General features: G+C 63.7%; 23 protein-coding genes. 7 read left to right on the top strand and 16 right to left on the bottom strand.

Going from position 1 to position 25,224, the window contains the following annotated elements:
• Positions 1-69: 69 nt before the first annotated feature.
• The 15 genes from ACMDCR_RS10930 to ACMDCR_RS10860 form a co-directional block, all read right to left on the bottom strand.
• Positions 70-1,395: a hypothetical protein gene (locus tag ACMDCR_RS10930; RefSeq protein ID WP_413992550.1), complete on the bottom strand. Its 1,326-nt coding sequence runs from the start codon at positions 1,393-1,395 to the stop codon at positions 70-72.
• 133 nt (positions 1,396-1,528) lie between these two features.
• Complete coding sequence (locus ACMDCR_RS10925; RefSeq protein WP_413992549.1) at positions 1,529-1,837, bottom strand: Dabb family protein; 309 nt, start codon at positions 1,835-1,837, stop codon at positions 1,529-1,531.
• The gene (locus ACMDCR_RS10920; RefSeq protein WP_413992548.1) at positions 1,834-2,514 is read right to left on the bottom strand and encodes a D-lyxose/D-mannose family sugar isomerase; all 681 of its coding nucleotides are present in this window, start codon (positions 2,512-2,514) and stop codon (positions 1,834-1,836) included. Before ACMDCR_RS10920 ends, ACMDCR_RS10925 begins: the two co-directional genes overlap by 4 nt.
• A complete protein-coding gene (locus ACMDCR_RS10915) occupies positions 2,511-4,142 on the bottom strand; it encodes a GMC family oxidoreductase (protein ID WP_413992547.1) in 1,632 nt (543 codons plus the stop codon). The genes ACMDCR_RS10920 and ACMDCR_RS10915 overlap by 4 nt, the downstream gene beginning before the upstream one ends.
• Positions 4,143-4,242: 100 nt before the next feature.
• The gene (locus tag ACMDCR_RS10910) at positions 4,243-5,019 is read right to left on the bottom strand and encodes a 3-ketoacyl-ACP reductase (RefSeq protein ID WP_413992546.1); all 777 of its coding nucleotides are present in this window, start codon (positions 5,017-5,019) and stop codon (positions 4,243-4,245) included.
• On the bottom strand, positions 5,016-6,509 hold the full coding sequence (locus ACMDCR_RS10905) for an FAD-dependent oxidoreductase (protein ID WP_413992545.1): 1,494 nt from the start codon (positions 6,507-6,509) through the stop codon (positions 5,016-5,018). The genes ACMDCR_RS10910 and ACMDCR_RS10905 overlap by 4 nt, the downstream gene beginning before the upstream one ends.
• Positions 6,510-6,574: 65 nt before the next feature.
• A complete protein-coding gene (locus ACMDCR_RS10900) occupies positions 6,575-7,687 on the bottom strand; it encodes an ABC transporter ATP-binding protein (protein ID WP_413992544.1) in 1,113 nt (370 codons plus the stop codon).
• A 4-nt stretch (positions 7,688-7,691) separates the two neighbouring features.
• The gene (locus ACMDCR_RS10895; RefSeq protein ID WP_413992543.1) at positions 7,692-8,627 is read right to left on the bottom strand and encodes a carbohydrate ABC transporter permease; all 936 of its coding nucleotides are present in this window, start codon (positions 8,625-8,627) and stop codon (positions 7,692-7,694) included.
• On the bottom strand, positions 8,627-9,568 hold the full coding sequence (locus ACMDCR_RS10890) for a carbohydrate ABC transporter permease (protein ID WP_413992542.1): 942 nt from the start codon (positions 9,566-9,568) through the stop codon (positions 8,627-8,629). Before ACMDCR_RS10890 ends, ACMDCR_RS10895 begins: the two co-directional genes overlap by 1 nt.
• A gap of 197 nt (positions 9,569-9,765) precedes the next feature.
• Positions 9,766-11,043, bottom strand: coding sequence for an ABC transporter substrate-binding protein (locus ACMDCR_RS10885; protein WP_413992541.1), 1,278 nt, complete (start codon positions 11,041-11,043; stop codon positions 9,766-9,768).
• A 180-nt stretch (positions 11,044-11,223) separates the two neighbouring features.
• Positions 11,224-12,741, bottom strand: a complete 1,518-nt coding sequence (locus tag ACMDCR_RS10880; RefSeq protein ID WP_413993586.1) for an aldehyde dehydrogenase family protein — start codon at positions 12,739-12,741, stop codon at positions 11,224-11,226.
• 8 nt (positions 12,742-12,749) lie between these two features.
• Positions 12,750-13,523, bottom strand: a complete 774-nt coding sequence (locus ACMDCR_RS10875) for an enoyl-CoA hydratase/isomerase family protein (protein ID WP_413992540.1) — start codon at positions 13,521-13,523, stop codon at positions 12,750-12,752.
• Positions 13,516-15,114: an acyl CoA:acetate/3-ketoacid CoA transferase gene (locus ACMDCR_RS10870; RefSeq protein WP_413992539.1), complete on the bottom strand. Its 1,599-nt coding sequence runs from the start codon at positions 15,112-15,114 to the stop codon at positions 13,516-13,518. The genes ACMDCR_RS10875 and ACMDCR_RS10870 overlap by 8 nt, the downstream gene beginning before the upstream one ends.
• 3 nt (positions 15,115-15,117) lie before the next feature.
• Positions 15,118-16,155: a Gfo/Idh/MocA family protein gene (locus ACMDCR_RS10865; protein WP_413993585.1), complete on the bottom strand. Its 1,038-nt coding sequence runs from the start codon at positions 16,153-16,155 to the stop codon at positions 15,118-15,120.
• The gene (locus ACMDCR_RS10860) at positions 16,155-17,213 is read right to left on the bottom strand and encodes a LacI family DNA-binding transcriptional regulator (protein ID WP_413992538.1); all 1,059 of its coding nucleotides are present in this window, start codon (positions 17,211-17,213) and stop codon (positions 16,155-16,157) included. The genes ACMDCR_RS10865 and ACMDCR_RS10860 overlap by 1 nt, the downstream gene beginning before the upstream one ends.
• 238 nt (positions 17,214-17,451) lie before the next feature.
• On the opposite strand from ACMDCR_RS10860, the gene ACMDCR_RS10855 reads away from it, so the two are divergent.
• Together ACMDCR_RS10855 and ACMDCR_RS10850 are read left to right on the top strand one after the other, a co-directional pair.
• Positions 17,452-18,615: a dihydrodipicolinate synthase family protein gene (locus ACMDCR_RS10855; RefSeq protein ID WP_413992537.1), complete on the top strand. Its 1,164-nt coding sequence runs from the start codon at positions 17,452-17,454 to the stop codon at positions 18,613-18,615.
• An 83-nt stretch (positions 18,616-18,698) separates the two neighbouring features.
• A complete protein-coding gene (locus ACMDCR_RS10850; protein WP_413992536.1) occupies positions 18,699-19,271 on the top strand; it encodes a Yip1 family protein in 573 nt (190 codons plus the stop codon).
• A gap of 104 nt (positions 19,272-19,375) precedes the next feature.
• Here the strand turns inward: ACMDCR_RS10850 and ACMDCR_RS10845 are convergent, their stop codons facing one another.
• Entirely contained in the window at positions 19,376-20,215 is an 840-nt protein-coding gene (locus ACMDCR_RS10845; RefSeq protein WP_413993584.1) for a Gfo/Idh/MocA family protein, read from the bottom strand.
• 509 nt (positions 20,216-20,724) lie between these two features.
• Here ACMDCR_RS10845 and ACMDCR_RS10840 point away from each other — a divergent pair.
• The 5 genes from ACMDCR_RS10840 (at position 20,725) to ACMDCR_RS10820 (ending at position 25,193) form a co-directional block, all read left to right on the top strand.
• Complete coding sequence (locus tag ACMDCR_RS10840) at positions 20,725-21,402, top strand: spermidine synthase (RefSeq protein WP_413992535.1); 678 nt, start codon at positions 20,725-20,727, stop codon at positions 21,400-21,402.
• A 136-nt stretch (positions 21,403-21,538) separates the two neighbouring features.
• Positions 21,539-22,492: an iron exporter MbfA gene (gene mbfA, locus ACMDCR_RS10835; protein WP_413992534.1), complete on the top strand. Its 954-nt coding sequence runs from the start codon at positions 21,539-21,541 to the stop codon at positions 22,490-22,492.
• 194 nt (positions 22,493-22,686) lie between these two features.
• On the top strand, positions 22,687-23,400 hold the full coding sequence (locus ACMDCR_RS10830) for an aldolase (protein WP_413992533.1): 714 nt from the start codon (positions 22,687-22,689) through the stop codon (positions 23,398-23,400).
• Entirely contained in the window at positions 23,397-23,630 is a 234-nt protein-coding gene (locus tag ACMDCR_RS10825) for a hypothetical protein (RefSeq protein WP_413992532.1), read from the top strand. The genes ACMDCR_RS10830 and ACMDCR_RS10825 overlap by 4 nt, the downstream gene beginning before the upstream one ends.
• Positions 23,631-23,702: 72 nt before the next feature.
• Positions 23,703-25,193: an MFS transporter gene (locus tag ACMDCR_RS10820; protein WP_413992531.1), complete on the top strand. Its 1,491-nt coding sequence runs from the start codon at positions 23,703-23,705 to the stop codon at positions 25,191-25,193.
• Positions 25,194-25,224: the final 31 nt, after the last annotated feature.

Below are 25,224 nucleotides of genomic sequence, written 5' to 3'. Positions count from 1 at the left end.
CCGGTCAAGAAAGGCAGGACGCCGTCATTATTGCCCGAACTCGGAACCCCAACCGACGGCCGCCCGGCTTCACGGATTGCACAGGCTGGAGACAGCCTTGTAGCGGCTGATATCAGGAGCGTCCTCGGGACGGTCGAAGGGGAGCCAGCCCTGATAGTGCGGATCGAACAGGATGCGCTGCGAGTCCACCGGCCGGTAGAGCACACTGATCACCGGCCAGTTCCAGTACCACCCATAGCGGATGACGCGATTCTGGCCGAAGAAGGCAGCGGTTTGAGACGCGTCCGCGCTTGGTGATTTCAATTCCCGGCAGATGTCGCGGGTGAAGCCTCGCCAGGCCAAGAGGTCGCTGCCATAGATGAGGAAGACGGTGGCGAGGGGAATCAACAGCGGCCAGGCCTGCCCTCCTGCTTTGAAGGCAAGCCAGCTCGGCCGGAGACCGGCGACGATGAGTCCCACCGTCGCCACGAGGAGGATCGGAAAGACCTGCGCGCGCTGCTCGCTTTGGTCTCCCAGATTGAGCGCAGTGGTGCTGATGGGCGCGTGCAGGCGCTCGACAAAGAGCCAGATACCCGCCGCAGCGGCAGCAAGCGCCAGGATTCGCGCCGGCCTGGAATAGGCCGCGATCGCGCTCAGGACGGTGATGCCGCACAGGCCGAAGAGTATCCGGTTTTCGGAAAGCTCGAAAAGAGCCCGGCCAAAGCTCGAAGCATTGGCCGGGTCCCTGGGAAAGACGATGCCGGCCAGCCCGTAGAGACTGCCGACGAGGAAAACGATAATGGCGATTTTCCAAGCGCGCCGTGTCCCCTCCTCCGCCTCCGCCGCCCGGCGAATGGCACAGATGGCGGCGAGGATGAGGCCGGTGATGGCGGTCAGTTCGTAGCTCGCCACCATGAAGAGGCCGAGGCCGGTGATCAGGCGGAAATGGGTCCTGTCCCGCCTCTCGACGAACAGCAGCAGCGCAAGCGTCAGCCAGAACAGGCCGTAGAGCCCGTTGAACTCGCCCACCGCATAGAAGCTCACAGGAACATAGCAGCAGGCGATCGCCACCGTATTGGCGACGAGGGCAAGCGGATTCCACCGTACGATCCAGGTGGAGGCCACAAAGCACAGTGTCGGCACCACCACCAGATTGGCCGAGTGCAGCACGGCGAGAATATCGATGGAGGTCACGCCGAGATGCAGCGCCGCCAGAAAGAAGGTCTGCGTAAGAACAATCGCTCCCAGCCGGTACCAGGAGGAGATGAAATAGAAGCGCTCTGACAGGAGGCCGAGGAAATAATAGGCTCCATCTGAGTAGAGACCGACCTGGTAGAGGCTGTTGAGGACGAAGCCTGCAAGCAACAGCCCGATTGTGCCGACAACATAGGCTTTGGACGCGGCGCTGTCTTTCATTGCGGAGCCTTCTCCGCACTTGGAGTGGCGGTCTCTGACCGCGATCTTCCTCTCCCGCATGCGAGCCGTTTCAAAGAATGGCGATTGGGAATCGCCACTCCAATCGCTCTTCCCCCACATGATTTCCCAAGCATCAGATCTCGTAATCCAGCACGAGAAGGCCGCCGACACCGCCCTCCGTCGCGCCCACCAATTGCGTGGCTACCTTGACGTGATGGGGATGCGGCAGATAGGCGTCCCTCGCCGCCGCATCGACGAAGTCGACCGTGAAGCCGTGGCTGTGGCCGCGGTCGAGGCCCTCGGGGCTGTTGTTTGCGCCCGCGGTGAAGGCCACGATGCCGGGAATGTGCTCCTTCATGCCGGCAAGCGCGGCGAACAGGCTCTCCTTCTCTGCCGGCGAAAGATCGCTGCGCAGATTGGCGAGCACGATGTGACGGATCATGAGGCAAGGCTCCTGTAGTCGGCCAGCACGAGATGGCGGGCCGGGACATCTTCGACGATCGCCGAGGGTGCGGGCAGCGGCTGAAGGAAATAATTGTCGGTGGCATCGTCGTTCGCGAGCGAAATCTCGCCGCACAGCACTTCGCCCACGCCGATGAAGGCATGCGCAACGCCAGGCTCCAGCACGATGCTCTCGCCCGGCTCCAGATGCAGTGTGGTGTTGGCCGGCACGCCGACCTCGATGCCGTTGCGCTCCAGCGTGATCGCCTCAGCGAGAGGCTCGCCGTCCGCATCGACCTTCACGAGGTTGACGCCGAGAATGCCCCCACCGCGATTGATCAGGTCTTCGGTCTTCACACGATGATAGTGATGCGGCACGCGCTGGCCTTCGAACAGCACGAAGACCTTCTCCGCATAGAGTCGGCCGCGGCCTTTGGACAGGTCGCGATAGTCGCCCATGCGCAGGGTGAAGACAGCAATGCCGCTCTTGAAAAAGGCGTCCTTCTCGAACTCGACGATGTTCCAGCCGAGCCCGGCCGCGCGCAGAGCCTGCGTCCCCTCTGCCTTCTCGCGCCATTGTGCCGGTGTCCAGTCGGCAAAAGGGGGCAGTTGAAAGCCCTGCTCGCCCATCGTCGCAAGGGACTTCTCAATGATCGCCTCGATCTGCGAGCGTCTCATTGCGCCAGCTCGGGAACCGGCTGCAGATTGACGGCCGGGAGAGGTTCTTTGCCGGCTATGATATCAGCACCCTTTTCGCCGATCATGATCGTTGGCGCATTGGTGTTGGAGGAATTGACGATCGGCATGATCGAGGCATCGCAGACGCGCAGGCCGTCGAGCCCCCGTACCTTGAGCTCCGGCGTCACGACGGCCATATCGTCGACGCCCATCTTGCAGGTGCCGGCGGGATGGTGATCGGTCTTGCAGGTCTTGTAAACATAATCGGCGAGTTCGCCCTCGCTTTCGATCCCAGGCCCCGGCATGCGCTCCGCCAGGATGTAGGGCTGCAATGCTTTCTGCCGGAAAATTTCCCGCGCCATGCGCAGGCCTTCCAGCGACATCGCCCGATCATAGGGATCCGACCAGTAATTGGGGTCGATCAGCGGGTGGTCATTCGCATCGGCCGATTTCAGGCGCACCGTGCCGCGCGAGCGCGGATGCAGGAAGGCGGAGTTCAAAGTCACACCGGCATTCTTGAGCCTGGCGACGCCGGCTTCGATGCCGGAACCCGAGCCGAGATGGAACTGGATATCGGGCGAGCGCGCCGACCTGTCGGCATAGGCAAAACCGCCCGTCTCGAACAGGGTGGAGGCCACCGGCCCCTTCTTGAACAGGAGATATTGCAGGCCCGCCCAGGCGGTGCGGTGCGGCTTGACGATGTTGTCATAGGTGTAGTCGCCGGTGCATTCGGCGATGACATATACGTCGAGATGGTCCTGCAGGTTCTCGCCGACACCCGGCAGATCATGCACCACCTTGACGCCGACCTCGCTCAGATGGGCAGCCGGGCCGATGCCCGAAAGCAGCAGGAGGCGCGGCGAGCCGATGGCGCCGGAGGAGACGATCACCTCGCGTTCGCAGCGGATCTCGCTCTTCTCGCCATTTTCGATGACCTCGACGCCCACCGCGCGGCCATTCTCGACGAGGATGCGCGTCACCAGCGTGCCGGTGCGAATGGTGAGATTCGGCCGCTTGCCGCGCAAGGGTTTCAGATAGGCCGAGGCGGCCGAGGAGCGCCTGGCATCGCGCACGGTGACCTGGTAATGGCCGACGCCCTCCTGCCTGGCACCATTGAAATCGGGGTTGTAGGGCAGGCCGTATTCCTGGCCGGCGCGAATGAAGGCCTCATTGATCGGCAGCGGATTGATCGGGATGGAAACGCCGAGCGGGCCGCCGGAGGCATGATAGGTATCGGCGAAGCGCTGGTTATCCTCGGCGCGCTTGAAATAGGGCAACACCTGCGCATAACTCCAGCCTGTGCAGCGATGCACATAGGCCCAGATATCGTAGTCGCGCGAATTGCCACGGGTGTAGATCTGCGCATTGATCGAGGAGCCGCCGCCGAGCACCTTGGCCTGGGTATACCAGAGCACGCGATTGTCGAGATGCTTCTGCGGCACCGTCGACCAGCCCCAGCTGGCGATGCCCTTGGTCATCTTTGCGAACCCGGCTGGCATGTGGAAATAGGGATGGCTGTCGCGCCCGCCCGCTTCGATGAGCAGGACCTTCACGGACGGGTCTTCGCTGAGGCGGGCCGCAAGGGCGCAGCCGGCAGGGCCGGCGCCGGTGATGATGTAGTCGGTCATGGCAGCCTCCTGGGAGCGCGGACATCCTGTCCGCCTCTTGGAACCGCGACGTTCAATGGATAGGAAGATGCGGGCAGAATGCCCGCGCACCCGGGAAACATCACAGCCTCGAAATCGAAAGGGCACCGTCGCAGGCGATGGCGCTGCCGGTGGCGAAACCGAAGGAACTGCCTGCAAGCGCCAGGGCCATCTGGGCGACGTCGGCCCCCTCCCCCCAGCGGCGCGCCGGCACAAGACCGTCATCGATGCGGGCCTGATATGTCGAGGCGACCGCCGCCGTCATCTCGGTGCGGATCACGCCAGGGCGGATCTCGAAGACCGGGATGCTGTCAGGCGCCAGCCGCACGGCGAGGTTCTTCACCCACATCGACAGCGCGGCCTTGGAGACGCAGTAATCAGCCCGCTCGGGTGAAGCCATCTCGGCGCTCACCGAGGTGATGAACAGGATGGAACGGTTGCGCGTGGGCTTCTGCGGCGGTGGCAGCGTCAGCATGGTGCGCCCCACCACCTGGCTCAGGAACATCGCCCCGCGGACATTGACGTTCATCACCCGGTCGTAATTGCCGGGCGCAAGCTCGAGCAGGTCGCCGCGCACCGGCGAGGCGATGCCGGCGTTGGAGACGAAGCAGTCGAGCCGGCCGTAGCTCTTCAGGACATCGTCGACCAGGGCTTGGTGGCTGGAGAGATCGGCGACATCGTTCTGGAAGAACATCGCCGCGCCGCCGGCCTCGCCGATGGCAAGCTCGGCATCGTCGACCGCATCGTCGTCGACGATATCGGTGAAGGCGATGTCATAGCCCCCTTCGGCGAAGGCCACCGCAATGGCAAGGCCAATGCCGCGGCGGGCGCCGGTGACGAGAAGGACGGGACGGGTCATGCATTGAGCTCCGTTTCGTGAATATGCCGGGCGGTCCTCAGGGAGAGGGCGGCCACTGTCAGCGAAGGATTGACAGCGGCAGAGGTGACCAGCGTGGAAGCATCGGCCACGAAGAGATTGGGATGGTCATAGGCGCGGCCGAACGGATCGAGCGGCGCCGTCGCCGGATTGGCGCCGATGCGGATGGTACCGCATTGATGGGACGGCGTCCTGCGGTCGAACAGATGCGTCAGCACGATGGGAAAGCCCGCCTGTTTGAGCTTTGCGCGCATGACCGTCTTCAACCCCTCGTGCGCCGTCATGTTGGAGCGGCGCCATTCCAGCACGATCTTCTCACCGTCGAGCCGGACGCGGCTGGCCGGATCGGGCAAGTCTTCCGTCATGATCAGGAAGTCGATGGATTTCCGAGCCACGGCGCTGAGGATGAACTCGGGCACCTGCTTGAGGTCCGATTTCAGGATCGGGCCGGAGACGCGGCCGAGCAGTTGGACATTGCCGAGCGGCGGCCCGCCCTTCCCGTCGCTCAGGTAGAAATCGTTGACGGCGAAGGTTTTCTGGTAGATCGCGTCGTTGTTGAAGCGCGGATCGATGCCGATCATCGCCGAAAGGTTGTGGTTCATGAAGTGCCGGCCGACCATGCCTGAGCGGTTGGCGAGGCCTTCGGGCGAGGAGGCCAGCAGGATCACCGCCGAGCGCACGGCGCCGGCCGAGAGCACCACGAGCTTCGGCGTGGCGCGGCGGGTCTCGCCGTCCCGCTCATATTCCACCGCCTCGATATGCCTGCCGTCCGCGCCGAGGATCAGGCGCTTCACGTCGGCGTTGTTCTGAAGGCGCACATTGGCATGGGTAAGCGCGGGCAGCAGCGCACAGGTCTCGGCGTCCATCTTGCCGCTGCGCGCATCGGGAAAGGCGTCCCAGGGCGTCTTGCCGTGCGAGAGCCATGCGTCGATGTCGATACCGAGCGGAAGGGAGAAGGGCTTGAGCCCGACCTTGCGCAGCCGCTCGCGCACCTCGGCGATGGCGCGCTCGTCCGGCACCGGCGGGAAGGCGAAGTCGCCGCTGCGAGGCGGCTCGGTCGGATCCTCGCCCGCCTTGCCGCGCACTTGGTAGAGCATCTCGGCTTCGTCATAGAAGGGCGCAAGTTCGCCGTAGTGAAACGGCCAGGCCGGGGCGTGGCCGTCCGTGTGGCTGACACCGTCGAAATCCTCGGCTCGATAGCGCAGCAGCACCGCGCCGTAGAACTTCGAATTGCCGCCATTGCAGTAGTAATTGCCCGGGTTGAACGGGTTGCCCTTGCTGTCGTACCAGAACTCCTTCGGGCGGAAGAACCCCTGTTGGAAGATGGCGCGCGCGTCGCGGTTCTCAGGCCGATCGGGCAGTTGCGCACCCTTGTCGAGGATGAGGATGTCAGCGCCGCTTGGCGCGAGCGCTTTCGCAACGGTTGCTCCGCCCATGCCGGCGCCGATGATGACGATATCGGGAGAGGACATGGGAACTCCTGCTACGTTCGCGGCGCGAAAGCCTTCCCGGCGGAGCGGGAAGGCTGTCCGGCCCCTTACAGCCTCTTGCCCGTACCCGGGTCGAACACCACAGCCTTGTCGAGGTTGAAGGCGAAGGGCAGCTCCTGGCCCGGCTGCACCATGGCGTCCGAGCGCATGCGGGCGGTAACCTCCTTGCCGCCGAGGTGGGTGACGACGAAGGTGTCGGCGCCGGCCGGCTCAACCACATCCACCACGGCGTTCACCATTTCGATTGCGCGCGAATTGCGATCCGCCCCGTCCTGGTCGGTGATCGCCTCCGGGCGGATGCCGAAGATCACTTCGCGACCATCGGCGAGCGGTTCGGCGGCGATGCCGGCCGGCATGGGCAAGGTGACGCCTCCACCGCTCTTGTTGAGGATCTTCAGGACCGTACGGCCATTCTCCTGGGCGGTCTTGGCCTGGATCAGGTTCATGGCGGGCGAGCCCATGAAGTCGGCGACGAAGAGGTTGTTCGGCTTGTTGTAGATTTCGGCTGGCGTGCCGACCTGCTGCAGTTCGCCGTCCTTGAGCACCGCGATCTTGGTGGCAAGCGTCATCGCCTCGATCTGGTCATGCGTGACATAGACGATGGTCTTGCCCGTGGTGGCATGCAGGCGCTTGATCTCGACGCGCATGTCGACACGCAGTTTGGCGTCGAGGTTCGACAGGGGTTCGTCGAACAGGAAGAGCTTGGGGTCGCGCACCAGGGCGCGGCCCATGGCGACGCGCTGGCGCTGGCCGCCGGAGAGCTGCGAGGGCTTGCGGCTGAGCAGGTGGCCGATCTGCAGGGTCTTCGCCACCTGCTCGATCGCCTTCTCGCGCTCGGGTTTGGGCACGCCCCGCATTTCCATGCCGAAGGCGATATTCCCGCCCACCGTCATGTTCGGATAGAGCGCGTAGCTTTGGAACACCATGGCGATGTCGCGTTTGGAAGGGTGCAGATCGTTGATCGCATTGCCGGCGACGCGGATATGGCCCTCCGAGATGTTCTCGAGCCCGGCAATGGTGTTGAGCAAGGTGGACTTGCCGCAACCCGAGGGGCCGACCAGGACGAGGAAGCCTCCCTGGTCGAGATCGAGATTGATGCCCTTGAGGATCTCGACGGCGCCATAGCGCTTCTTGAGGTTGTCGATTTCGAGAAATGCCATGGGGTCAGCCTTTCACAGCGCCCGCCATCAGGCCACGCACGAAGTAGCGGCCAGCGACGATATAGACGAACAGGGTGGGAAGCGCCGCGATCATCGCAGCCGCCATGTTGACGTTGTATTCGACCGCGCCCGTCGTGGTGTTCACGACATTGTTCAGCGCCGCCGTCATCGGCATGACGTCGCCGGTGCCGGCAAAGGAGGAGGCGAAGAGGAAGTCGTTCCAGATATTGGTGAACTGGTAGATCACCGTCACCACGAAGATCGGGATCGAATTCGGCAAGAGGATGCGGCGGAAGATCTGGAAGAAGCTGGCTCCATCCACCATCGCCGCCCGCACGAGTTCGTTGGGAAACGCCTCGTAGTAGTTGCGGAAGAACAGCGTGGTGAAGCCGAGGCCGTAGACCACATGCACGAAGACGAGGTTTGCGGTGGAAGAGCCGATGCCGAGCGAAGTGCCGATGGTCGACTGCAGGAAGCTGCCGACCATGCCGAGCTTGCCCAGCACCGTCGCCATCGGCAGCAGCACCGACTGGAACGGGATGAAGCAGGCGAACAGCATCATGGCGAACACGATCTTGTGGCCGGGGAAGCGCCATTTGGTCAGCACATAGCCATTCAGCGCACCGAGCATGGTGGAGATCGCCACCGCCGGCACCACCATCTTGATCGAGTTCCAGAAATAGCCCTTGATGCCGGCGCAGGTGAGGCCGACGCAGGTCTCGTTCCAGGCCTTGATCCAGGGCTGGACCGTGGGCGAGCTCGGCAAGGCCAGCATGTTGCCGCCCTGGATCTCGTCCATCGTCTTGAACGAAGTCGTCAGCATGACGAAGAGCGGCACGAGATAGACGAAGGCGAAGAACAGCAGCAACCCGTAGATGACGATGCGGCTGACCATGTTGGAGCCGACAGGCCCCGAAGTTTCGCGACTTGCGGCGGCCATCACTTCTTCTCCCGCAATTCGGAATAGAGATAGGGCACGATGATCGCGCTGATGGTCATCAGCATGATCACCGCGCTCGCCGAGCCGATGGCCATCTGATTGCGCTTGAAGGTGTACTCGTACATGAAGTTGGAGGGCAGCCAGGCGGAGCCGCCGGGGCCTCCCGAGGTCAAGGCCACGACAAGGTCGTAGGACTTGATCGCCATATGGGCGAGCACGATGAAGGCGGACAGGAAGACAGGACGCAGGATCGGAATGACGATGCGCCAATAGACCTGGAAGGTCGAGGCGCCGTCGATCTGCGCCGCCTTCAGCATTTCGCCATCGACCCCGCGCAGACCCGCGAGGAACATTGCCATGACGAAGCCCGAGGCCTGCCAGACGCCGGCGATGACCACAGTGTAGATCACGCGGCTGGAATTCTTGATCCAGTCGAAATGGAAACTGGTCCAGCCGAGATTATGAAGGGTTGCCTCCAGGCCGAGGCCCGGGTCCAGGAACCATTTCCAGGCCACGCCGGTGACGATGAAGGAAAGCGCCATCGGATAGAGATAGATCGGACGCAGAATGCCTTCGCCACGGATCCTCTGGTCGAGCAGGATGGCGATGAACAGGCCGAGCACCATGCAGATGCCGACATAGAGCACACCGAACACCGCCATGTTGGTGATCGAATAATACCAGCTCGATGGCGGATCGCTCTCGAAGGTCCAGCCCCAGAGGCGTTGATAGGCCAGGCCGCCCGTCAGCTCGTAGCTGGGGAAGGTCTTGGAATTGGTGAAGGACAGATAGATCGTCCAAAGGATGAAGCCGTAGACGAACACCAGGATGAGGGCGAAGCTCGGCGCCAGCACGATCTTCGGCAGGGCATCCTGCATTTTTTCACGCAAGCCCGGCCGCGCAGGCGCAGTACTTGCGGCGGTTGTTGAAGCTAGAGCCATGGAGGTCCCCCGCTGGGTTGTTCTTGTGGTCCTCGGTTCCCGTCGGTCGAGATCGTCATTGCGAGCGGAGCAGTTCGAACCACTCCTCGCGAAGGCCTACAGCCCGATTGCTTGGCTCCGCTTGCAATGACGACCGACACGGCACAAAGGTTTGGGCAAACCGGGCGCGGCAAGCCGCGCCCGGCCGCCTTCGGCTCTTACTTGGCTTCGTCGATGGCCTTGACGAGCTGGGTCACAGCTTCATCCGAGGTCTTGATCTGGCCGTTGAAGAATTTGTCCACGACGTCCTTGTAGGCGGTGGCGATGGCTGGAGGAGCGCCATAGCCCTGGGCGAGCGAGCCGAACAGCGTGCCGCCTTCATTGGCTGCCTTAAGGTCGGCGATGCCCTTCTTGCCGCAAGCGTCGAAGTCCGTGTCCGGGACGTCGGTGCGCGCGGGGACCGAGCCCTTGACCACGTTGAAGGACGACTGGAAGGACTTGGACAGCGTTGCCTTGGCCAGGGCGACCTGGGCTTCCTTGCGATCGTCGGGAACCGCGAACATGCCGAACATGTCGGAGTTGTAGACGACGCTGCCGTCGGTGCCCGGGAAGCGCATGCAGATATAGTCGGTGCCCGGGGTCTTCTTGGCGGCCTTGAACTCGCCCTTGGCCCAGTCACCCATCACCTGCACGAGGGCGTCGCCCTTGATGACCATGGCGGTGGTCAGGTTCCAGTCGCGGCCCGAGAAATTCGGATCGACATAGGCCTTGAGCTTGGCCAGATTGTCGAACGACTTCTTCATGGTGTCCGACTTCAGCGAGGCTTCGTCGAGATCGTTGAAGGCCTTCTTGTAGAACTCGGGACCGCCCGTGGAGAGCACGACCGAGTCGAACATGGTGGCTTCCTGCCAATCCTGGCCGCCGAGGGCGAGCGGCGTCACGCCGGCAGCCTTGGCCTTGTCGAGGAGAGCGATGAAATCGTCGAAGGTCTTCGGCTGGGTGCCGCCGATCTTGTCGAACACCGCCTTGTTGATCCACAGCCAATTGACCGAGTGGACGTTGACGGGAACGGCGACCCACTTGCCGTCATAGACAGCGAATTTCTGCAGCGGCGCCGGCACCACCTTGTCCCAGCCTTCCGACTTGGCGAGATCGGTCAGATCGCCCATCTTGCCGGCCTGTGCATAGTCAAGCACGGTGTAGCCAAGCATCTGCGACGCGGTCGGGTTGTTGCCGTTGGCGACCATTGCCTTCAGCGCGGTCATGGCAGCGTCACCGCCGCCGCCGGCCACCGGCACGTCCTTCCAGGCATAGCCCTCGTCGGCCAGGTCCTTCTTGAGAACGCTCAGGGCGGCTGCTTCGCCGCCGGAGGTCCACCAGTGCAGCATCTGCACTTCCTTGGTCTGCGCCTGAGCGGCCGTTACGCTCAGACCCGCCAGGCCGAAGCTGGCAGCGGCAAGGGCCACGCCGGCGATCAGTTTCATACGAACGGTCATATAATCCTCCCATGACCATAATGCCGGATACGTTCCGGCGACGTCTTTTGTCAGGGGCCAGCGGCGCTGGAACGCCCGGTCCCTGAACACCTGTGAATTTTCGATGCCAAACCGGAGATTTGGCGAAGATTCACAGAAGGGCATCAGGAGCCATCGACAATGGCTCCTGAATTCATTTGCCTACCGCGGCAGCCACCAGGCCGTTCGCGGTCCGCAATGAAGGTGCAAAGTTTTTTCTTCCGTATAGTCGGCCACCGCATTGCGGCCGAGTTCCCGCCCGATGCCGGATTGGCGGAAGCCGCCGAAAGGCAGCTCAGCCGCGCCATCCATGAAAGTATTGGTCCATACCGTGCCGGCGCGCAAACGTTTGGAAACGCCAACGGCCGTGTCGAAGTCCCGGCTCCACACGCTGGCTGACAACCCGTAATCGACGCCGTTGGCGATAGCCACCGCTTCATCGGCGCTTGAAAAGCGTATCAGGGTCGCCACCGGTCCGAAGACTTCGTCGCGCGCAATCGCCATGGAAGGCTTGGCACCGGCGACTACGGTCGTCGCCATGAACTGCCCCCCATCGCTGTCGAGCCGGCTGCCGCCAAGGGCGACATTGGCTCCCTCCGACCTGGCGTGGGCGACATGGCCTTCCACCAGCGCCAAATGCTGCGGCGAGATCAGAGCACCGACGAGCGTCGTGGGATCGAGCGGATCGCCAACCACCACACGGCTCGAACGTTCGACGAACTCAGCCTCGAACTCGGCCGCGATATCCTGATGCACGAGCAGGCGGCTGCCAGCGTTGCAGCATTCACCGGCGTTGAAATAGGAGCCGAACACAGCCGCATCGAGCGCCGCATCCATGTCGGCGTCGGGGAAGATCAGCTGCGGGTTCTTGCCGCCGAGCTCCATCGACATCTTCTTGAGGGTGCTCGAAGCCGCCGCCATCGCTGCCTTGCCCACGCGAGTCGAGCCTGTGAAGGAGACCATGTCGACGCGGGCATCCGTGGTCATCGGCGCGCCGATCTCCGGGCCATAGCCGGAGAGGATGTTGACGACGCCTTCCGGCAGGCCGACCTCTGCGAGAACCTTGCCGAGCAGGAGCGTGGAGCCCGAGGTCATCTCGCTCGGCTTGACCACGGCGGTGCAGCCGGCGGCGAGCGCGAAGGGCAGCTTCTGGCTGACGATCAGGAAGGGGAAGTTCCAGGGCGTGATGATCGAGACAACGCCGATGGCTTCACGCACCACCAGGCCGAGCTTGTTGGCGCCGATCGTGGTGTAGCTCTCGCCATGCAGGTCGCGCGCGAGGCCCGCGGCATAGCGCCAGATGTCGATGGCGCCGGCCATCTCGCCGCGCGCCTGGCTGATCGGCTTGCCGGATTCAAGGCTGTCGAGCGTGGCGAAGATCTCGAGCTTCGCCTCGACGAGATCGGCGACCTTGTGCAGGAGGCGCGAGCGCTCTGCCCCCGTCATATCGGGCCAGGGCCCGTGGTCGAAGGCCTTGCGCGCAGCGGCAAGGGCACGGTCGAGATCGGCTGCGCCGGCCTCGGCATAGGTGGCGACCCTGACGCCGTGGCCGGGGCTGAGGCGCTCGATGGTCTTGCCGCTGGCGGCGGGACCAAAACGACCGCCGATGAAGAGTTCATGCGTCTGAGGGACGCTGGCGAGCGCGGCGGAAAGGCGGGTCTGGTCGAGGCGTACGGCAATGGTCACGGTCAAAATCCCTTAAAGACAGGCGGACGCTTCTCGACGAAGCTGGCGACGCCCTCCTTGAGATCGCTGGTGTAGGACACCAGCGATCCGGCGAGTATTTCCATGGCCGCCGCGGCATCCTCGCCCTCGGCGGCATTGATCATCTGCTTGGCGACGATATTGGCGACAGGCCCACGCGCGGCGATCTTCTCGCAGAGCGCGCGAGTGTGCTGCAGCCCCTCGCCCTTCGGCGCGATCTCGTCGATGAGGCCGAGCTGGAGGGCGCGCTCGGCGGTGACGATCTCGCCGGTCAGGGCAAGGCGGCGCACGGCGGCGGCGCCGAAACGGGCGACAAGGCGCTGCGTGCCCGACCAGCCCGGCACCATGCCGATGCCTGTTTCCGGCAGGCCAAACTTGGCCTGCTCCTCGGCGATGCGGATGTCGGCGGTAGCGGCGAGTTCCAGCCCCCCGCCGAGCGTATGGCCGTTGAGCGCGGCCACCAGCGGCACGCGCAGGCGCGTCAGCCGGTCGAAGACACGATGGCCGTTGCGTACCCAATGCTGGCCCATCTCGAGCGGCGACAGCTTGCCCCAGGCCGCGATGTCGCCGCCGGCACAGAAGCCCTTGCCCTCGCCAGTCAGGATGGCGGCGCGCACGGTGACATTGGCATCAATGGCGTCCACCGCGGCGGCAAGTCCGCCAATCATCGCCTCATCGAGAGCATTAAGCTTCTCGGGCCGGGCCAGAGTGATGACGGCGATGAGGCCTTCGATTTCGAGGCGGACGGGCTCAGACATCGGCGCGCCCTCCCCCAATATCCAGGCCGATCACCCCCGGCTGGAAAAGCACCGCATCCATGACCTTGAGATCGCCTGCCACCTTGAGCGGAAACTCGGCCTGCGCCAGCACGTCGCGCTCCAGGTTTACGCCTGGGGCGATTTCGGTGACGAGGATGCCCTCGGCCGTCAGCTTCATCACGCAGCGCTCGGAGATGTAGGTGATGTCCTGGCCCTGGGTGACGGCCCGGCTGCCGGAGAACGAGACATGCTCGACATCGTTGACGAGCTTGCGCACCTTGCCCTCCCTGGTGATCGCCAGCGCGCCATTCTCGATGGCAAGACCCGCCGCGGCGGTGAAGAAGCCCGAGAAGATGATGCGCTTGGCCCGCGCGGTGATGTCGATGAAGCCCCCTGCCCCCGCGGTGACGTGCGGGCGCACGCCGAGCTTGGAGACGTTGACATTGCCCTGCCGGTCGATCTGCAGGAAGGACAGCAGCGACGCGTCGAAACCCGCGCCCTGAAAGTAGGTGAACTGATAGGGTGACTGCATGATCGCCTCCGCATTGGAGGCGCAGCCGAACTGGAAGTCGAGCAGCGGCACGCCGCCGACGGCGCCCTGTTCGATCACCCAGGTCACATCGCCATGCCGCCCCTCCTCGATGAGGATACGCGGCACGTTGGCGGAAATGCCGAAGCCGATATTGACCGCATCGCCATAGCGCAGTTCCTGCGCCACCCGTCGGGCGATCACCTTGGAGACGCCGAATTCCGGTACCTCGAAGCTCGACAGCGGCCGGAAGATCTCGCCCGAGATCGCCGGCTCGTAGACGGTATGGGTGGTCTGCATCTGATCGGGCACTACCACGATGGCATCGACGAGAATGCCCGGTACCAGCACCTGCTGAGGCTTGATGGTACCGCTCTTGGCGAGGCGCTTCACCTGCGCGATGACAATGCCACCATTGTTGCGCACCGACAGGGCCTGATCGAGTGGACCGAGATAGCCGCCCTCATGCTCATAGGAAAGATTGCCGCGCTCATCGGCCGTGGTGGCGCGGATGATGGCGACCTGGGGCACGATCGCCTTGAAGTAGAGCCAGTCGTCGCCATCGAATTCAATCTTGCGCACCACCGGCTCCTCGGCGGCCTTGGCGTTCATGGCGCAGCCCTGGCGCGCGGGGTCGGCGAAGGTGTCCATGCCGATCTTGGTCAGCACGCCGGGACGCTTGGCGGCCGCCTCACGATGCATATCGAACAGGATGCCCGAGGGGATGTTGTAGGCGGGGATCTCGTTGGAGGTGATCATCTTCCAGATCGCCGGCGGCTCGGCCGACGAGGGGCCGGAGGGATAGGAGCCGCCGAGGATGCGGGCGAGCAGGCCCGGCTTGGCGATATGGTCGACGCCCTTGATGCCCCACATGTCGCCAGCCGCGATCGGATGCAGCGTGGTGAGGTTACGGGGATGCCCGGTCTCCTCGAAACGCTTGCCGATGGCGGCGAGGGTCGCATCGGGGCAGCCCAGGCCCGAGGATGAGGAAACCGTGACGACAGCCCCATCCGGGATCAGCGCCGCAGCCTGGTCGGTCGTGAGAACCTTCGGAAATGCCATCGCTCAGAGCCCCGTCTCGACCAAGCCTGCCTCGACTTTGGCCTCGCGACCGGTTCGGGCAGATTTGAGCGCGGCGAGCGCCAGCGCCATCGAGCGGATGCCGTCCTCGCCTGTGGCGGCGGGTTGGGGTGGGCTGGAAAGATTTTGGCCCCGCACGGCATTCTGGAAGGCGGTCACGCTGCGCACGTAGAGATTCTCAGGCTTGATCTCGAGCTTGTGCTCGCCGGAGGCGTCACGCAGCACCACGTCGCCCACGGGCTTCTGCGTCATGCAATTGGTGCCGATGAGCGAGCCCTCGCTGCCATGCACTTCGAAACCGGTGGTGGCATATCTGGTGGTGAAGGCGTCGTTGAACTGTGCAAGCACGCCGCTCTTGAAGCGTACCACGCCCATCACACCGTCCTCGATGCCGCTGCCGCCCATGCCGCCCTGCTGGGTATAGGCGGTGACCGAGACCGGCTCCTCGCCGAGCACGAAACGCAGCGTGTCGGCATCATGCACGGTGATGTCCATGACGGCGCCGGAACCCGCCTTGGCGTCCTTGATGCGCCAGCCCTGCAGATGGGGCGGCAGATAGACGGCATGGAAGACACGCGCGAACAAAGGCTTGCCGATCTTCCCGCCCGCCACGGCATCCCGCATGGCGCGGATGGTCGCGGCGTTGCGCAGATGATGGTTGGTGCCCATCACCACGCCCGCCGCCTTGCAGGCCGCCACCATCTGGTGGGCGTCGGAAAGCCTCAGCGCCAGTGGCTTTTCGCACAGCACATGAATGCCGGCCTTGGCGGCGGCGAGCGTCTGCGCCTTGTGCTTCTCGTTGGTGGTGGCGACGTAGACGGCATCGATGTCCTTGCCGAGCAGTGTCGACAGGCTCTTGGTCGAATGCGGGATGCCATTCTCCCTGGCATAGGCCTTGCCGCGCTCGACGTCGGAGGACATCACCGACACCACCTCGCCGCCGGATTCGCGTATTGCGCCGATCATCCACTCCCTGGCGATCGTCGTCGCTCCGACGATCCCCCAGCGCAAGCCCTTGGCCATCATGCCGTCTCCTTGAAAGTTTCGCGCCGATGGCCGCCGCAGGATTCCCGCACCACCAGGCGCGTGGTGCCCGTGTACGACATCGCCTCGGGATCGGCCCCGTCGATCAGGCCGAGCAGGCTGCGCGCGGCGCGCGTGCCCATGATGCGGGTGTCGGCGTTCACCGTGGTCAGCGGCGGCGCATTGTGCTCGGCCTCGACGATGTCGTCGAAACCGATCACGGCGAAATCGATGCCGACACGAATGCCCCGGAGGCCGAGTGCGCGGGTAGCGCCCATCGCGACGATATCGTTGTAGCAGAAGGCGGCCGTCGGCTTCAGAGGGCTGGCGAGCGCGGCGGCAAGCGATTCCGCACCGCCGGCACGGGTCGGCATGCTCTCGAAGATCAGTTCGTCATGCAGCGGCAGGCCGGCGGCGATCAGGGCGTCGCGATAGCCGGAAATGCGCTCGCGTTGCGTCGTCATGGTGCTGTAGCCGCCGAAGAAGGCGATCGAGCGATGGCCGAGATTGATGAGGTGGGTCACCGCCTCGCGCGACCCGGTTCGGTTGTCCGGACCGATATAGGGCAGCGTCGAGCCGTCGACCCGGCGCATGGTCAGCACCATTGGCAGGGAACGCGGCAACGTCTCGGCTAGGGACCAGACATCCGTGCCCCGCGCCGGGCTCATGATGATGCCGGCCACGCCGTGCTCGCGCAGCGACTGCAGCACCTTGGTCTGCCGGCCCACGTCCTCATTGGTGTTGGCGAGGATGGGCACGAAACCCATATTGTGCAGTCCGTCCTCGATGCCGACGGCAAGCTCCGTGAAGAAGGGATTCATCAGATCGGAGATGACCATGCCGACGAAGCTGGAGCGCGCGGTACGCAGGCTCGCCGCCGAGCGGTTATAGACATAGCCAAGCTGGTCGATGGCCCGCATGATGCGTTCACGCGTGGCCGGCTTGACGAGAGGAGACTCCTTGAGAACGAGCGACACGGTCGATTTCGACACGCCCGCCGCCCTAGCGATGTCAACGATTGTCGTCGCCCGGCCCGCGCCGCGCTTCGCCCCGTCCATCCGCGCTCTCTCCTGTTCGGCCTTCTTCCCCTGAGCCGACGGCGCTATTTTTGGAACGTTCTGATTTCAATGTCAACTATCTCAAAGCAGTATCTTCATGCCCTTGTTTTATCTTGCTAAAATCAAAAAAAATCGAATACGCCTTGACTTTGGAACGTTCTAATTGTCTTCTTCGGGCACCTCGCGCGCAGCTTCGATTAGCAAGAAGCGAGGATGGGAGACGATCGAGGAGAGTGCGATGAGCGCGCTGGTTCTGCCTACGCTGGACGGTGGCCTGGAGCCCTATGAGCATGGCCCTGCCTCCCCCTATTCCACGCTGCATTCCGGCGATTTCCCCCGCATTCTCTATGCCGCCGCCCATGTCGTGGCGGATGCACGCGCGCTCTCCGATCCCTGGCGCAAGCCGGCCGTCGATTGGGACGCCACAATGAAATTCCGCCACCATCTCTGGAACCTCGGCTTCAAGATCGCCGAGGCGATGGACACCTCCCAGCGCGGCCTCGGTCTCGACTGGCCCGGCGCGGCCGAGCTGATCGAGCGATCCCTCAGCGAGGCCCGCAGCGTCGAAGGGGCGGATCTTGCCTGTGGCGCCGGCACCGACCAGCTCGAGCCGGAAGCGGCCCGTTCCCTCGATGACGTCGTCAAGGCCTATGAGGAGCAGATCGCTCATGTCGAGAAACATGGCGGACGAATCATTCTGATGGCAAGCCGTGCGCTCTGCCAGGTGGCGGGTGGGGCGGAGGACTATCTCTCCGTCTATGGCCGGCTCATCGAGCAGACGAAGGACAAGGTGATCCTGCACTGGCTGGGCGACGCGTTCGATCCGGCGCTGGAGGGCTACTGGGGTTCGAAGAGCTTCGAACCGGCCATGCAGACGGTGCTGGAGCTCATCCGCAGCCACGCCTCCAAGATCGACGGCATCAAGATCTCGCTGCTCGACACGGGCAAGGAGATCACCATGCGCCGGCTGCTGCCGGAGGGCGTGGCGATGTACACCGGCGACGACTTCAACTACGCCGAGCTGATGCAGGGCGACCTCCAGGGCTTCTCGCATGGCCTGCTCGGCATCTTCGATCCGATCGCACCTGCCGCCGCCGCCGCGATGGACCGCCTGAGCGCCGGCAACGCCGAAGGCTTCCGCGCCATCCTTGATCCCACGGTCGCCCTCTCGCGCCGCCTGTTCGAAGCGCCCACCCAGTTCTACAAGAGCGGTGTGGTCTTCATGGCCTGGCTGAACGGTTTCCAGGATCATTTCCGCATGGTGGGCGGGGCTGAATCGGCCCGTGGGATCGCCCACTATGCCGATGTCTTCCGTCTCGCCGACAAGGCGCAGCTGCTTGTCGATCCCGAACGCGCCGCTCATCGCATGCGCCTCCTCTGCCAGCTCAACGGCATTGGATAACTGACGAGATACGCCAGGGATTGCCATACAACCGAAGGTGCCGTGTGGTATTTTGGGCGGGTTGAACTCCACGGGAGGCTGGCATGGACGTGGTTGCACGAGCACGAAACCTCCTGCTGTCTCCCAGCGAGGAATGGCGGGTCATCGCCGGGGAGGCTACCAGCGTCGAGGCAATCTACCGCCATTACGTGGTTTATCTCGCGGCGATTGGTCCCGTCGCGACTTTCCTCGGCACATGGCTGATCGGCTTCGGCGGCATGCGGATTGGCTTCTTCAGCGGCCTGATCTTCGCAATTCTCAGCTACGCGGCCTCGCTGGTGGTCGTCTATGTCGTGGCGCTGCTTGTGGACAAGCTGGCGCCCAGTTTCGACAGCACGTCGGATTTCCTCAACGCGTTCAAGCTCGTGGCTTATTCCATGACAGCGGCGTGGCTCGCGGGAATCTTCGCCGTCATCCCTCTTCTGGGCTTTCTCGGCCTCCTCGGCCTCTACAGCATCTACCTGCTCTTTACCGGCGTGCCCGTCATGATGCGCACGCCGCAGGACAGGTCGCTGATCTACACCATCGCCGTCATCCTGATCGGCATCATCATCAACTTCGTGATCAGCGCCATCCTGTCGCGCCTGTTCAGCGTGCCGTATCTGCCGGCGGCCTGACGACAATCCACACAGGAACTGTCAAACTAGGACTGAGCTATCACCGCCAGGCGCACGAACGGGTCCTTCCGACTGCGACAACTCGTAGGGAAACGCGCCGGTGTTCACTGCTCCGTGGGGTAGCGCAGGCCAATCTGCCGTCGAATGGTGTCGAGCGTCTCCATTATGCCGACGGTTTCGTCCGGCGGCAGGATGTCGCCGGCGAGCCGGCCTTCCCTCACCAGTCGCTCGATCTCATCAGCCTGATACTGCATGCCGCGCCCGGGGACGTCAAAAGAATAGGTCTCCAGCACCTTTTCATGCCGATCGATGACACGGAACGAGGTCGGCATATACCAGGTTGCGGCAAACTCGATGCGCGCCTCGGTGCCGAGAACCACGGCGACATTGGGTCCGCCATTGTCGCTGGTCGAAATCGTCGTCGACATCGCGCCGCCGGCATGGCGGAAGATGGTGGCGACCTCGGCGTCGGCGCCCGTGTGCTTGAAACGCGCCATGGAGACAATTTCCTCGGGCTTGCCAAGCACATCCCAGGCGAAGGAAATCGGATAGATGCCGAGATCGAGCAGAGCGCCGCCGCCGAGTTCCAGGGCGTTGAGGCGATGACCAGGATCGCTGGGCAGGTCGCGGGTGTGGTCGGCGATCACCGAGTACACCTTGCCGAGCGCGCCGGAGGCGAGAATCTCGCGCACGCGAACCATGTGCGGCAGGAATCGGCTCCACATCGCTTCCAGCACGACAAGTTTGCGGGCGCTCGCAAGGTGGACGATGCGTCGCGCCTCTTCGGCATTGATGGTGAAGGGCTTTTCAATCAGCACGTGCTTGCCGGCCTCCAGCGCCATGAGCGCGTTTTCGGCATGCATCGGATGTGGGGTGGCGACATAGATCAGATCGACCTCCGGGTCGTCACAGAGGTCCTTGTAGCTGCCATGAGCGTTGGGAATACCAAAGGTCTTGGCGAAGCGATCGGCTCCGGCCTAGCTGCGCGAGCCGACGGCGACGACTTTGCGACCCGTCAGTTGGAGGTCCTTGACGAAGAGATCCGCAATCCAGCCGGTTCCCAGTATCCCCCAGTTCAATCGCGTCGCCATCGCTCTCTCCTCGCATCATTTTCGCCATCCTGCCAGTTTGGGGTGGAATGACAAATGCCGAAAACGATCGCTTCACCTTGAGACAGCGCAATCGAACACTCATCGATGAATTTGAACATGACACACGGACCGCCTCCCATTGACCGCTACAGCCAGCAATGCCTTGAACTCAGCACTTGCGACGATCCGCCCAAGGCGCGCTACCTTTATCGTGGCATTCTGCGATAGCGTTTTGCAATTTTACGGAATGACAGGAATCGCAAAGACACGTTAAATCAAAGGGTTAAGCAATGTTCGTTTGCCTGTAAGCGCGCCTTGCTCTAGACGAACCCATACCGTCGCCGTCTTGCACTGGAGTGCCCATGATTCCCTGGAATCGCCTTGCTACATCGACGATCCCGGGTGGCGATGGGGAACTGCGCCTGATGCAGCGTGGGGCCGAGTTTTCGATCATGCTGGGTCCGATCGAGCTGATGAACAGCCGTCTCAGCGGCTCCGAAGGGGCACTGGCAACCATGACTCGGGAGCGGATCGGCGCACGCAAGCGGTCTCGCATCCTGATCGGCGGGCTCGGCATGGGTTTTACGCTGCGCGCGGCGCTCGCCTGTTTTCCCGATGATGCCGAGATCGCGGTGGCGGAACTTGTGCCGGCTGTGGTGGCCTGGGCAAGGGGCCCGATGGCGTCGATTTTCGGCACCAGTCTGGATGATCCACGCGTGAGCATCGAGATAGCGGATGTCGGCAAGGTGATCCGGTCCGGGCGCCGGTTCGATGGCATCCTGCTCGATGTCGATAATGGGCCGGAAGGTCTGACACGCCAGTCGAACGACCGCCTCTACGAGATCGAGGGTCTGGTGGCAACGGCGAGGGCCTTGACACCCGAAGGCGTGCTCGCTGTGTGGTCGCAGCGCGACGATCCGAAATTCACCCAACGCCTGCTGAAGGCAGGCTTCACCGTCGACGAAGTGCGTGTGCGCGCCAACAAAGGCCGCAGTGGCGCGCGGCACACTATCTGGTTGGCGAGCAGCCCTGGGAGCTGAGACTATTTCGGCCTTTCTTCACAGCCTTTTTTCGGGATCGAAACGCTCCGCTCCGGAGATTGCACTCGACTCTCCGGCTGAAGCAGGGTAACGATTACCTAATTTAGAATTATTCCAATTAAAATCTGAATATGCCATGAAACGCTTCGCTGACCTGAACGAGGCCGAGATTCTCGCGCTCGCCATCTCCAATGAGGAGGAGGATGCGCGCATCTACCTCCAGTTCGCCAACCGCCTGCGGGCGGACTATCCCTCTTCCGCCAGGATCTTCGAGGCGATGGCGGACGAAGAGCACGGCCATCGCCACCGCCTCGCCGAGCTCTACACCTCGAAGTTCGGCGACACCCTGCCCTACATCACCCGCCAGGACGTGACGGGTTTCCTCAAGCGCAACCCGATCTGGCTGCTCGACAATCTGCGCATCGACGCCATGCGCGAGCAGGCCGAGACGATGGAACTGGAGGCGGCGAGATATTATGAGCGGGCGGCCGGGCAAGCCCGCGATATCGATATCCGCGCCCTCCTGGCCGACCTCGCGGAGGAGGAGAAGCGTCACGAGAATCTGGCGGCCACGCTGGAAGCAGGTGTGCCGAAGGAGGAGAGGCAGAGCGAGGAGGAGACGGCTCGGAAGCTCTTCGTGCTGCAGATCGTGCAGCCGGCCCTGGCCGGGCTGATCGACGGCTCTATCTCCACCCTCGCCCCGATTTTCGCCGCCGCCTTTGCCACCCAGCATTCCTGGGACGCCTTCCTGGTGGGCCTCGCCGCCTCGATCGGCGCCGGCATCAGCATGGGCCTGACGGAAGCCCTCTCCGACGACGGCGAGATCACCGGCCGCGGCCTGCCGTGGGTGCGGGGCGCAGCGTGCGGCATCATGACGGCCGTGGGTGGGCTTGGCCATACGCTGCCCTATCTCATCCCGGATTTCTGGGTGGCCACCGGCGTCGCGGGCTGCGTCGTGGTGGTGGAATTGATCGCCATTTCCTGGATCCGCACGCGCTTCATGGCGACGCCCTTCACCTCAGCCATCGTCCAGGTGGTGCTGGGCGGCCTGCTCGTGTTGTTCACCGGCATCCTGATCGGCAGCCAGTAAAAGGCTGTCATCCCGCACGCGTTGCGGCATGCAATGCCGCGGCGCAGATGCGGGACCTTCCGCTGATTTTTGCGACGGGCGGTCCCGCATCTGCGCGGCAAGGCTTCGCATCGCAGCGCGTGCGAGATGACGGCCTTGTCCTTTGCCCACCACGTCGATAGGTTCGGCCTCTCTCCCGAACCGGACCGCCCGAGATGCCCGATATCGATGTCTACCGCCGCGAGCTTGCGGCCGCTTTCCGCCTTGCCGCCAAGTTCGATTACAACGAGGGCATCTGTAACCACTTCTCGGTGCAGGTGCCGGGCGAGGAGTGCTATCTCTTTAACCCCTATGGTATCCACTGGTCGGAGATGCGCCCGGACGACCTGCTGCTCGTCGACGGCAAGGGCGAGATCATCGAAGGCGAAGGCGAACTCGAGGCGACGGCGCGCAATATCCATATCGCGGGCCACCGCGCCAATCCACGGCATCTGTGCTTGCTGCATACCCATATGCCCTGGGCCACCAGCCTGACCATGGTGGAAGGCGGGCGTCTCGAAATGGCCCATCAGACCGCCGCGCGTTTCTACGGCCGGACCGCCTATAACGACGAATTCGGCGGCTTCGCCTCCGGCTCCGAGGAGGGCGAGCGCATCGCCTCCACCGCCAAGTCAGACCAGAAGGCCGATATCGTCTTCCTCGCCCATCACGGTGTGATCGTCGGCGGCCCCTCGGTCGCCACCGCCTTCGACGACCTCTATTATCTCGACCGGGCCTGCCGCCAACAGGTGCTGGCGATGTCGACCGGCAAGCCGCTGAAGCTGATTCCCCAGCAGGTGGTGGAAAGCACCGCGCGCGAGTGGACTGCCGTGCTCGATCACCAGGCCAGGCTCCATTTCGACGCCCTGATGCGGATCAACGGCCTGTGACGCTGCGCTGGGTCAGGATTCGCGAGGACGAGGCAGCGGAACTGTGGAAGCTCGACAAGCCGAACACCGATGGAAGGGGCGTGACGACTTTCTACCGCGGCCGGCGCTTCGAGAAGAAGGACGGCGAGCGGACCAAGCTCGACGAAGAGGCGAAGTTTACGCAGCTGGACGAGGCCCTGGCTTGGTTTGGCAAGAACGCGGGAAGCAAAACGGGGGAGGATCGAGGATGACGGGCGCGCGCTTCCCTGCCTCCCCCATGAAATGAGTTGTCGTTTCTTGTCCGTAACTGGTAGGGCGGAGACATGTCCGATGCTTCTTCGCCCCGGTCGATCCGCGCCGCCGTGCTCATCGCAACCGTGCTCGCCTCCTCGCTCGGCTTCATCGATGGTTCGGTGCTGCCGGTAGCGATCCCGGCCATCCGCTCCAGCCTCGAGGCGGGATTCGGCCAGGCGCAGTGGATCGTCAATGCCTATATGCTGCTGCTGTCCTCGCTGATCCTGGTGGGCGGGACAGCAGGAGACCGGTTCGGGCTGCGCGAGACTTTTGCGGGCGGAATCTCGGTTTTCTGCCTGGCTTCGATCGGCTGCGCGCTTGCCGCCTCGCCCAGCCAGCTGATCGCCCTGCGGGCGATCCAGGGCGCAGGAGCGGCCTTCATGATACCGGGCAGCTTGGCCCTCATCGCCCGAGCCTATGAGTCGCGGGAGCGCGGGCGGGCTATCGGCATCTGGTCGATGGCCTCGGGAATCGCTTCGGCCTTCGGGCCGATCATTGCAGGCTTTCTGATCGAGACCGGTGGGCCGGAGGCGTGGCGCTGGATCTTCTGGCTCAACCTGCCGATCGGCCTCATCGCGCTCGCCCTGCTGCTTGCGCATACGCCGCGCTTCGCCGCCCAGCAGGACGGCGGCCTCGATCTCGTCGGTGCGCTGCTGGTGACGATCGGCCTCGGCGCTCTGGCGCTGGGGCTGACCTATGCCAGCGATGCACAGCCGGACGTCCTGCGGATCGCCCTCGCCTTTCTTGCCGGCGTCACGGCGCTGGCACTGTTCTGGTTCTGGGAAGGGCGGTCGAAGGCGCCGATGTTGCCGCGCTTCCTGTTCGCGCTGCCGGTGTTCAACGGCGCGAACCTTCTCACCTTCTTCCTCTATTTCTCGCTCGCCGGTGCGCTGTTCTTCCTGCCGACCACGCTGATCGAGGCCCTCCGGCTGCCGGAAGCCTATGCGGGGTCAGTGTTCCTGCCCTTTACCGTCACCATGTCAATCATGGGCGCCTATGCCGGCAAGCTCACCGACAGGATCGGCCCGCGCCTGCCCCTGACGCTCGGCGCCGGCGTCACCGGCCTCTCCTTCCTCGGCCTGGGCCTCGCCGTCGCCCTGCAGGCCTTCTGGTTCGGCATAATGCCGGCCATGGCAGTGATGGGCATCGGCATGGGACTGGTGGTCTCCCCGCTCACCACCACGGTGATGACGGCGACCGACGACTCCCTCGCCGGCACAGCATCCGGCGTCAACAACGGCGTTGCGCGCATTGCCGGGCTGTTCGCGGTGGCAGGCCTGGGTGTCGTGGCGTCCCTCGCCTATCGCCTCAGCATCGATCCGGCTTTGGTACCGGGTGGCTATGGCGAACCGATGGTCCCGATGGATCCTGCGGCGCAAGCCATGCGCGCATACGCGCTGATCACGGCCTTCCTTTCGGTGGCTCTTTCAACCGCCCTGCTGAGCTTTCTCAGCGCCTATATCGGCTGGCGTATGCTGCCGGCAGTAATTCCCGAAGGTCAGCAAAGAAAAGGCCGCTGAGGTTTCCCCCAGCGGCCTGACTTTTCGGTGC

Origin of the sequence: Labrys okinawensis (genome assembly GCF_047345005.1) — a bacterium.
Lineage (GTDB): Bacteria > Pseudomonadota > Alphaproteobacteria > Rhizobiales > Labraceae > Labrys > Labrys okinawensis.
The sequence above is the reverse complement of the archived record's forward strand: the minus strand, read 5'-3'. Positions and strand labels throughout refer to the sequence as shown.

What these genes read in the sequence shown, in the direction of transcription:
- ACMDCR_RS10885 (WP_413992541.1), bottom strand. Translation starts at nt 11,043, where the DNA reads ATGACCGTTCGTATGAAACTGATCGCCGGCGTGGCCCTTGCCGCTGCC.
- ACMDCR_RS10840 (WP_413992535.1), top strand. Translation starts at nt 20,725, where the DNA reads ATGATTCCCTGGAATCGCCTTGCTACATCGACGATCCCGGGTGGCGAT.
- ACMDCR_RS10820 (WP_413992531.1), top strand. Translation starts at nt 23,703, where the DNA reads ATGTCCGATGCTTCTTCGCCCCGGTCGATCCGCGCCGCCGTGCTCATC.
- ACMDCR_RS10925 (WP_413992549.1), bottom strand. Translation starts at nt 1,837, where the DNA reads ATGATCCGTCACATCGTGCTCGCCAATCTGCGCAGCGATCTTTCGCCG.
- ACMDCR_RS10830 (WP_413992533.1), top strand. Translation starts at nt 22,687, where the DNA reads ATGCCCGATATCGATGTCTACCGCCGCGAGCTTGCGGCCGCTTTCCGC.
- ACMDCR_RS10855 (WP_413992537.1), top strand. Translation starts at nt 17,452, where the DNA reads ATGAGCGCGCTGGTTCTGCCTACGCTGGACGGTGGCCTGGAGCCCTAT.
- ACMDCR_RS10930 (WP_413992550.1), bottom strand. Translation starts at nt 1,395, where the DNA reads ATGAAAGACAGCGCCGCGTCCAAAGCCTATGTTGTCGGCACAATCGGG.
- ACMDCR_RS10860 (WP_413992538.1), bottom strand. Translation starts at nt 17,213, where the DNA reads ATGGACGGGGCGAAGCGCGGCGCGGGCCGGGCGACGACAATCGTTGAC.
- mbfA (WP_413992534.1), top strand. Translation starts at nt 21,539, where the DNA reads ATGAAACGCTTCGCTGACCTGAACGAGGCCGAGATTCTCGCGCTCGCC.
- ACMDCR_RS10850 (WP_413992536.1), top strand. Translation starts at nt 18,699, where the DNA reads ATGGACGTGGTTGCACGAGCACGAAACCTCCTGCTGTCTCCCAGCGAG.
- ACMDCR_RS10895 (WP_413992543.1), bottom strand. Translation starts at nt 8,627, where the DNA reads ATGGCCGCCGCAAGTCGCGAAACTTCGGGGCCTGTCGGCTCCAACATG.
- ACMDCR_RS10890 (WP_413992542.1), bottom strand. Translation starts at nt 9,568, where the DNA reads ATGGCTCTAGCTTCAACAACCGCCGCAAGTACTGCGCCTGCGCGGCCG.
- ACMDCR_RS10905 (WP_413992545.1), bottom strand. Translation starts at nt 6,509, where the DNA reads ATGTCCTCTCCCGATATCGTCATCATCGGCGCCGGCATGGGCGGAGCA.
- ACMDCR_RS10915 (WP_413992547.1), bottom strand. Translation starts at nt 4,142, where the DNA reads ATGACCGACTACATCATCACCGGCGCCGGCCCTGCCGGCTGCGCCCTT.
- ACMDCR_RS10875 (WP_413992540.1), bottom strand. Translation starts at nt 13,523, where the DNA reads ATGTCTGAGCCCGTCCGCCTCGAAATCGAAGGCCTCATCGCCGTCATC.
- ACMDCR_RS10920 (WP_413992548.1), bottom strand. Translation starts at nt 2,514, where the DNA reads ATGAGACGCTCGCAGATCGAGGCGATCATTGAGAAGTCCCTTGCGACG.
- ACMDCR_RS10900 (WP_413992544.1), bottom strand. Translation starts at nt 7,687, where the DNA reads ATGGCATTTCTCGAAATCGACAACCTCAAGAAGCGCTATGGCGCCGTC.
- ACMDCR_RS10910 (WP_413992546.1), bottom strand. Translation starts at nt 5,019, where the DNA reads ATGACCCGTCCCGTCCTTCTCGTCACCGGCGCCCGCCGCGGCATTGGC.
- ACMDCR_RS10865 (WP_413993585.1), bottom strand. Translation starts at nt 16,155, where the DNA reads ATGGCCAAGGGCTTGCGCTGGGGGATCGTCGGAGCGACGACGATCGCC.
- ACMDCR_RS10870 (WP_413992539.1), bottom strand. Translation starts at nt 15,114, where the DNA reads ATGGCATTTCCGAAGGTTCTCACGACCGACCAGGCTGCGGCGCTGATC.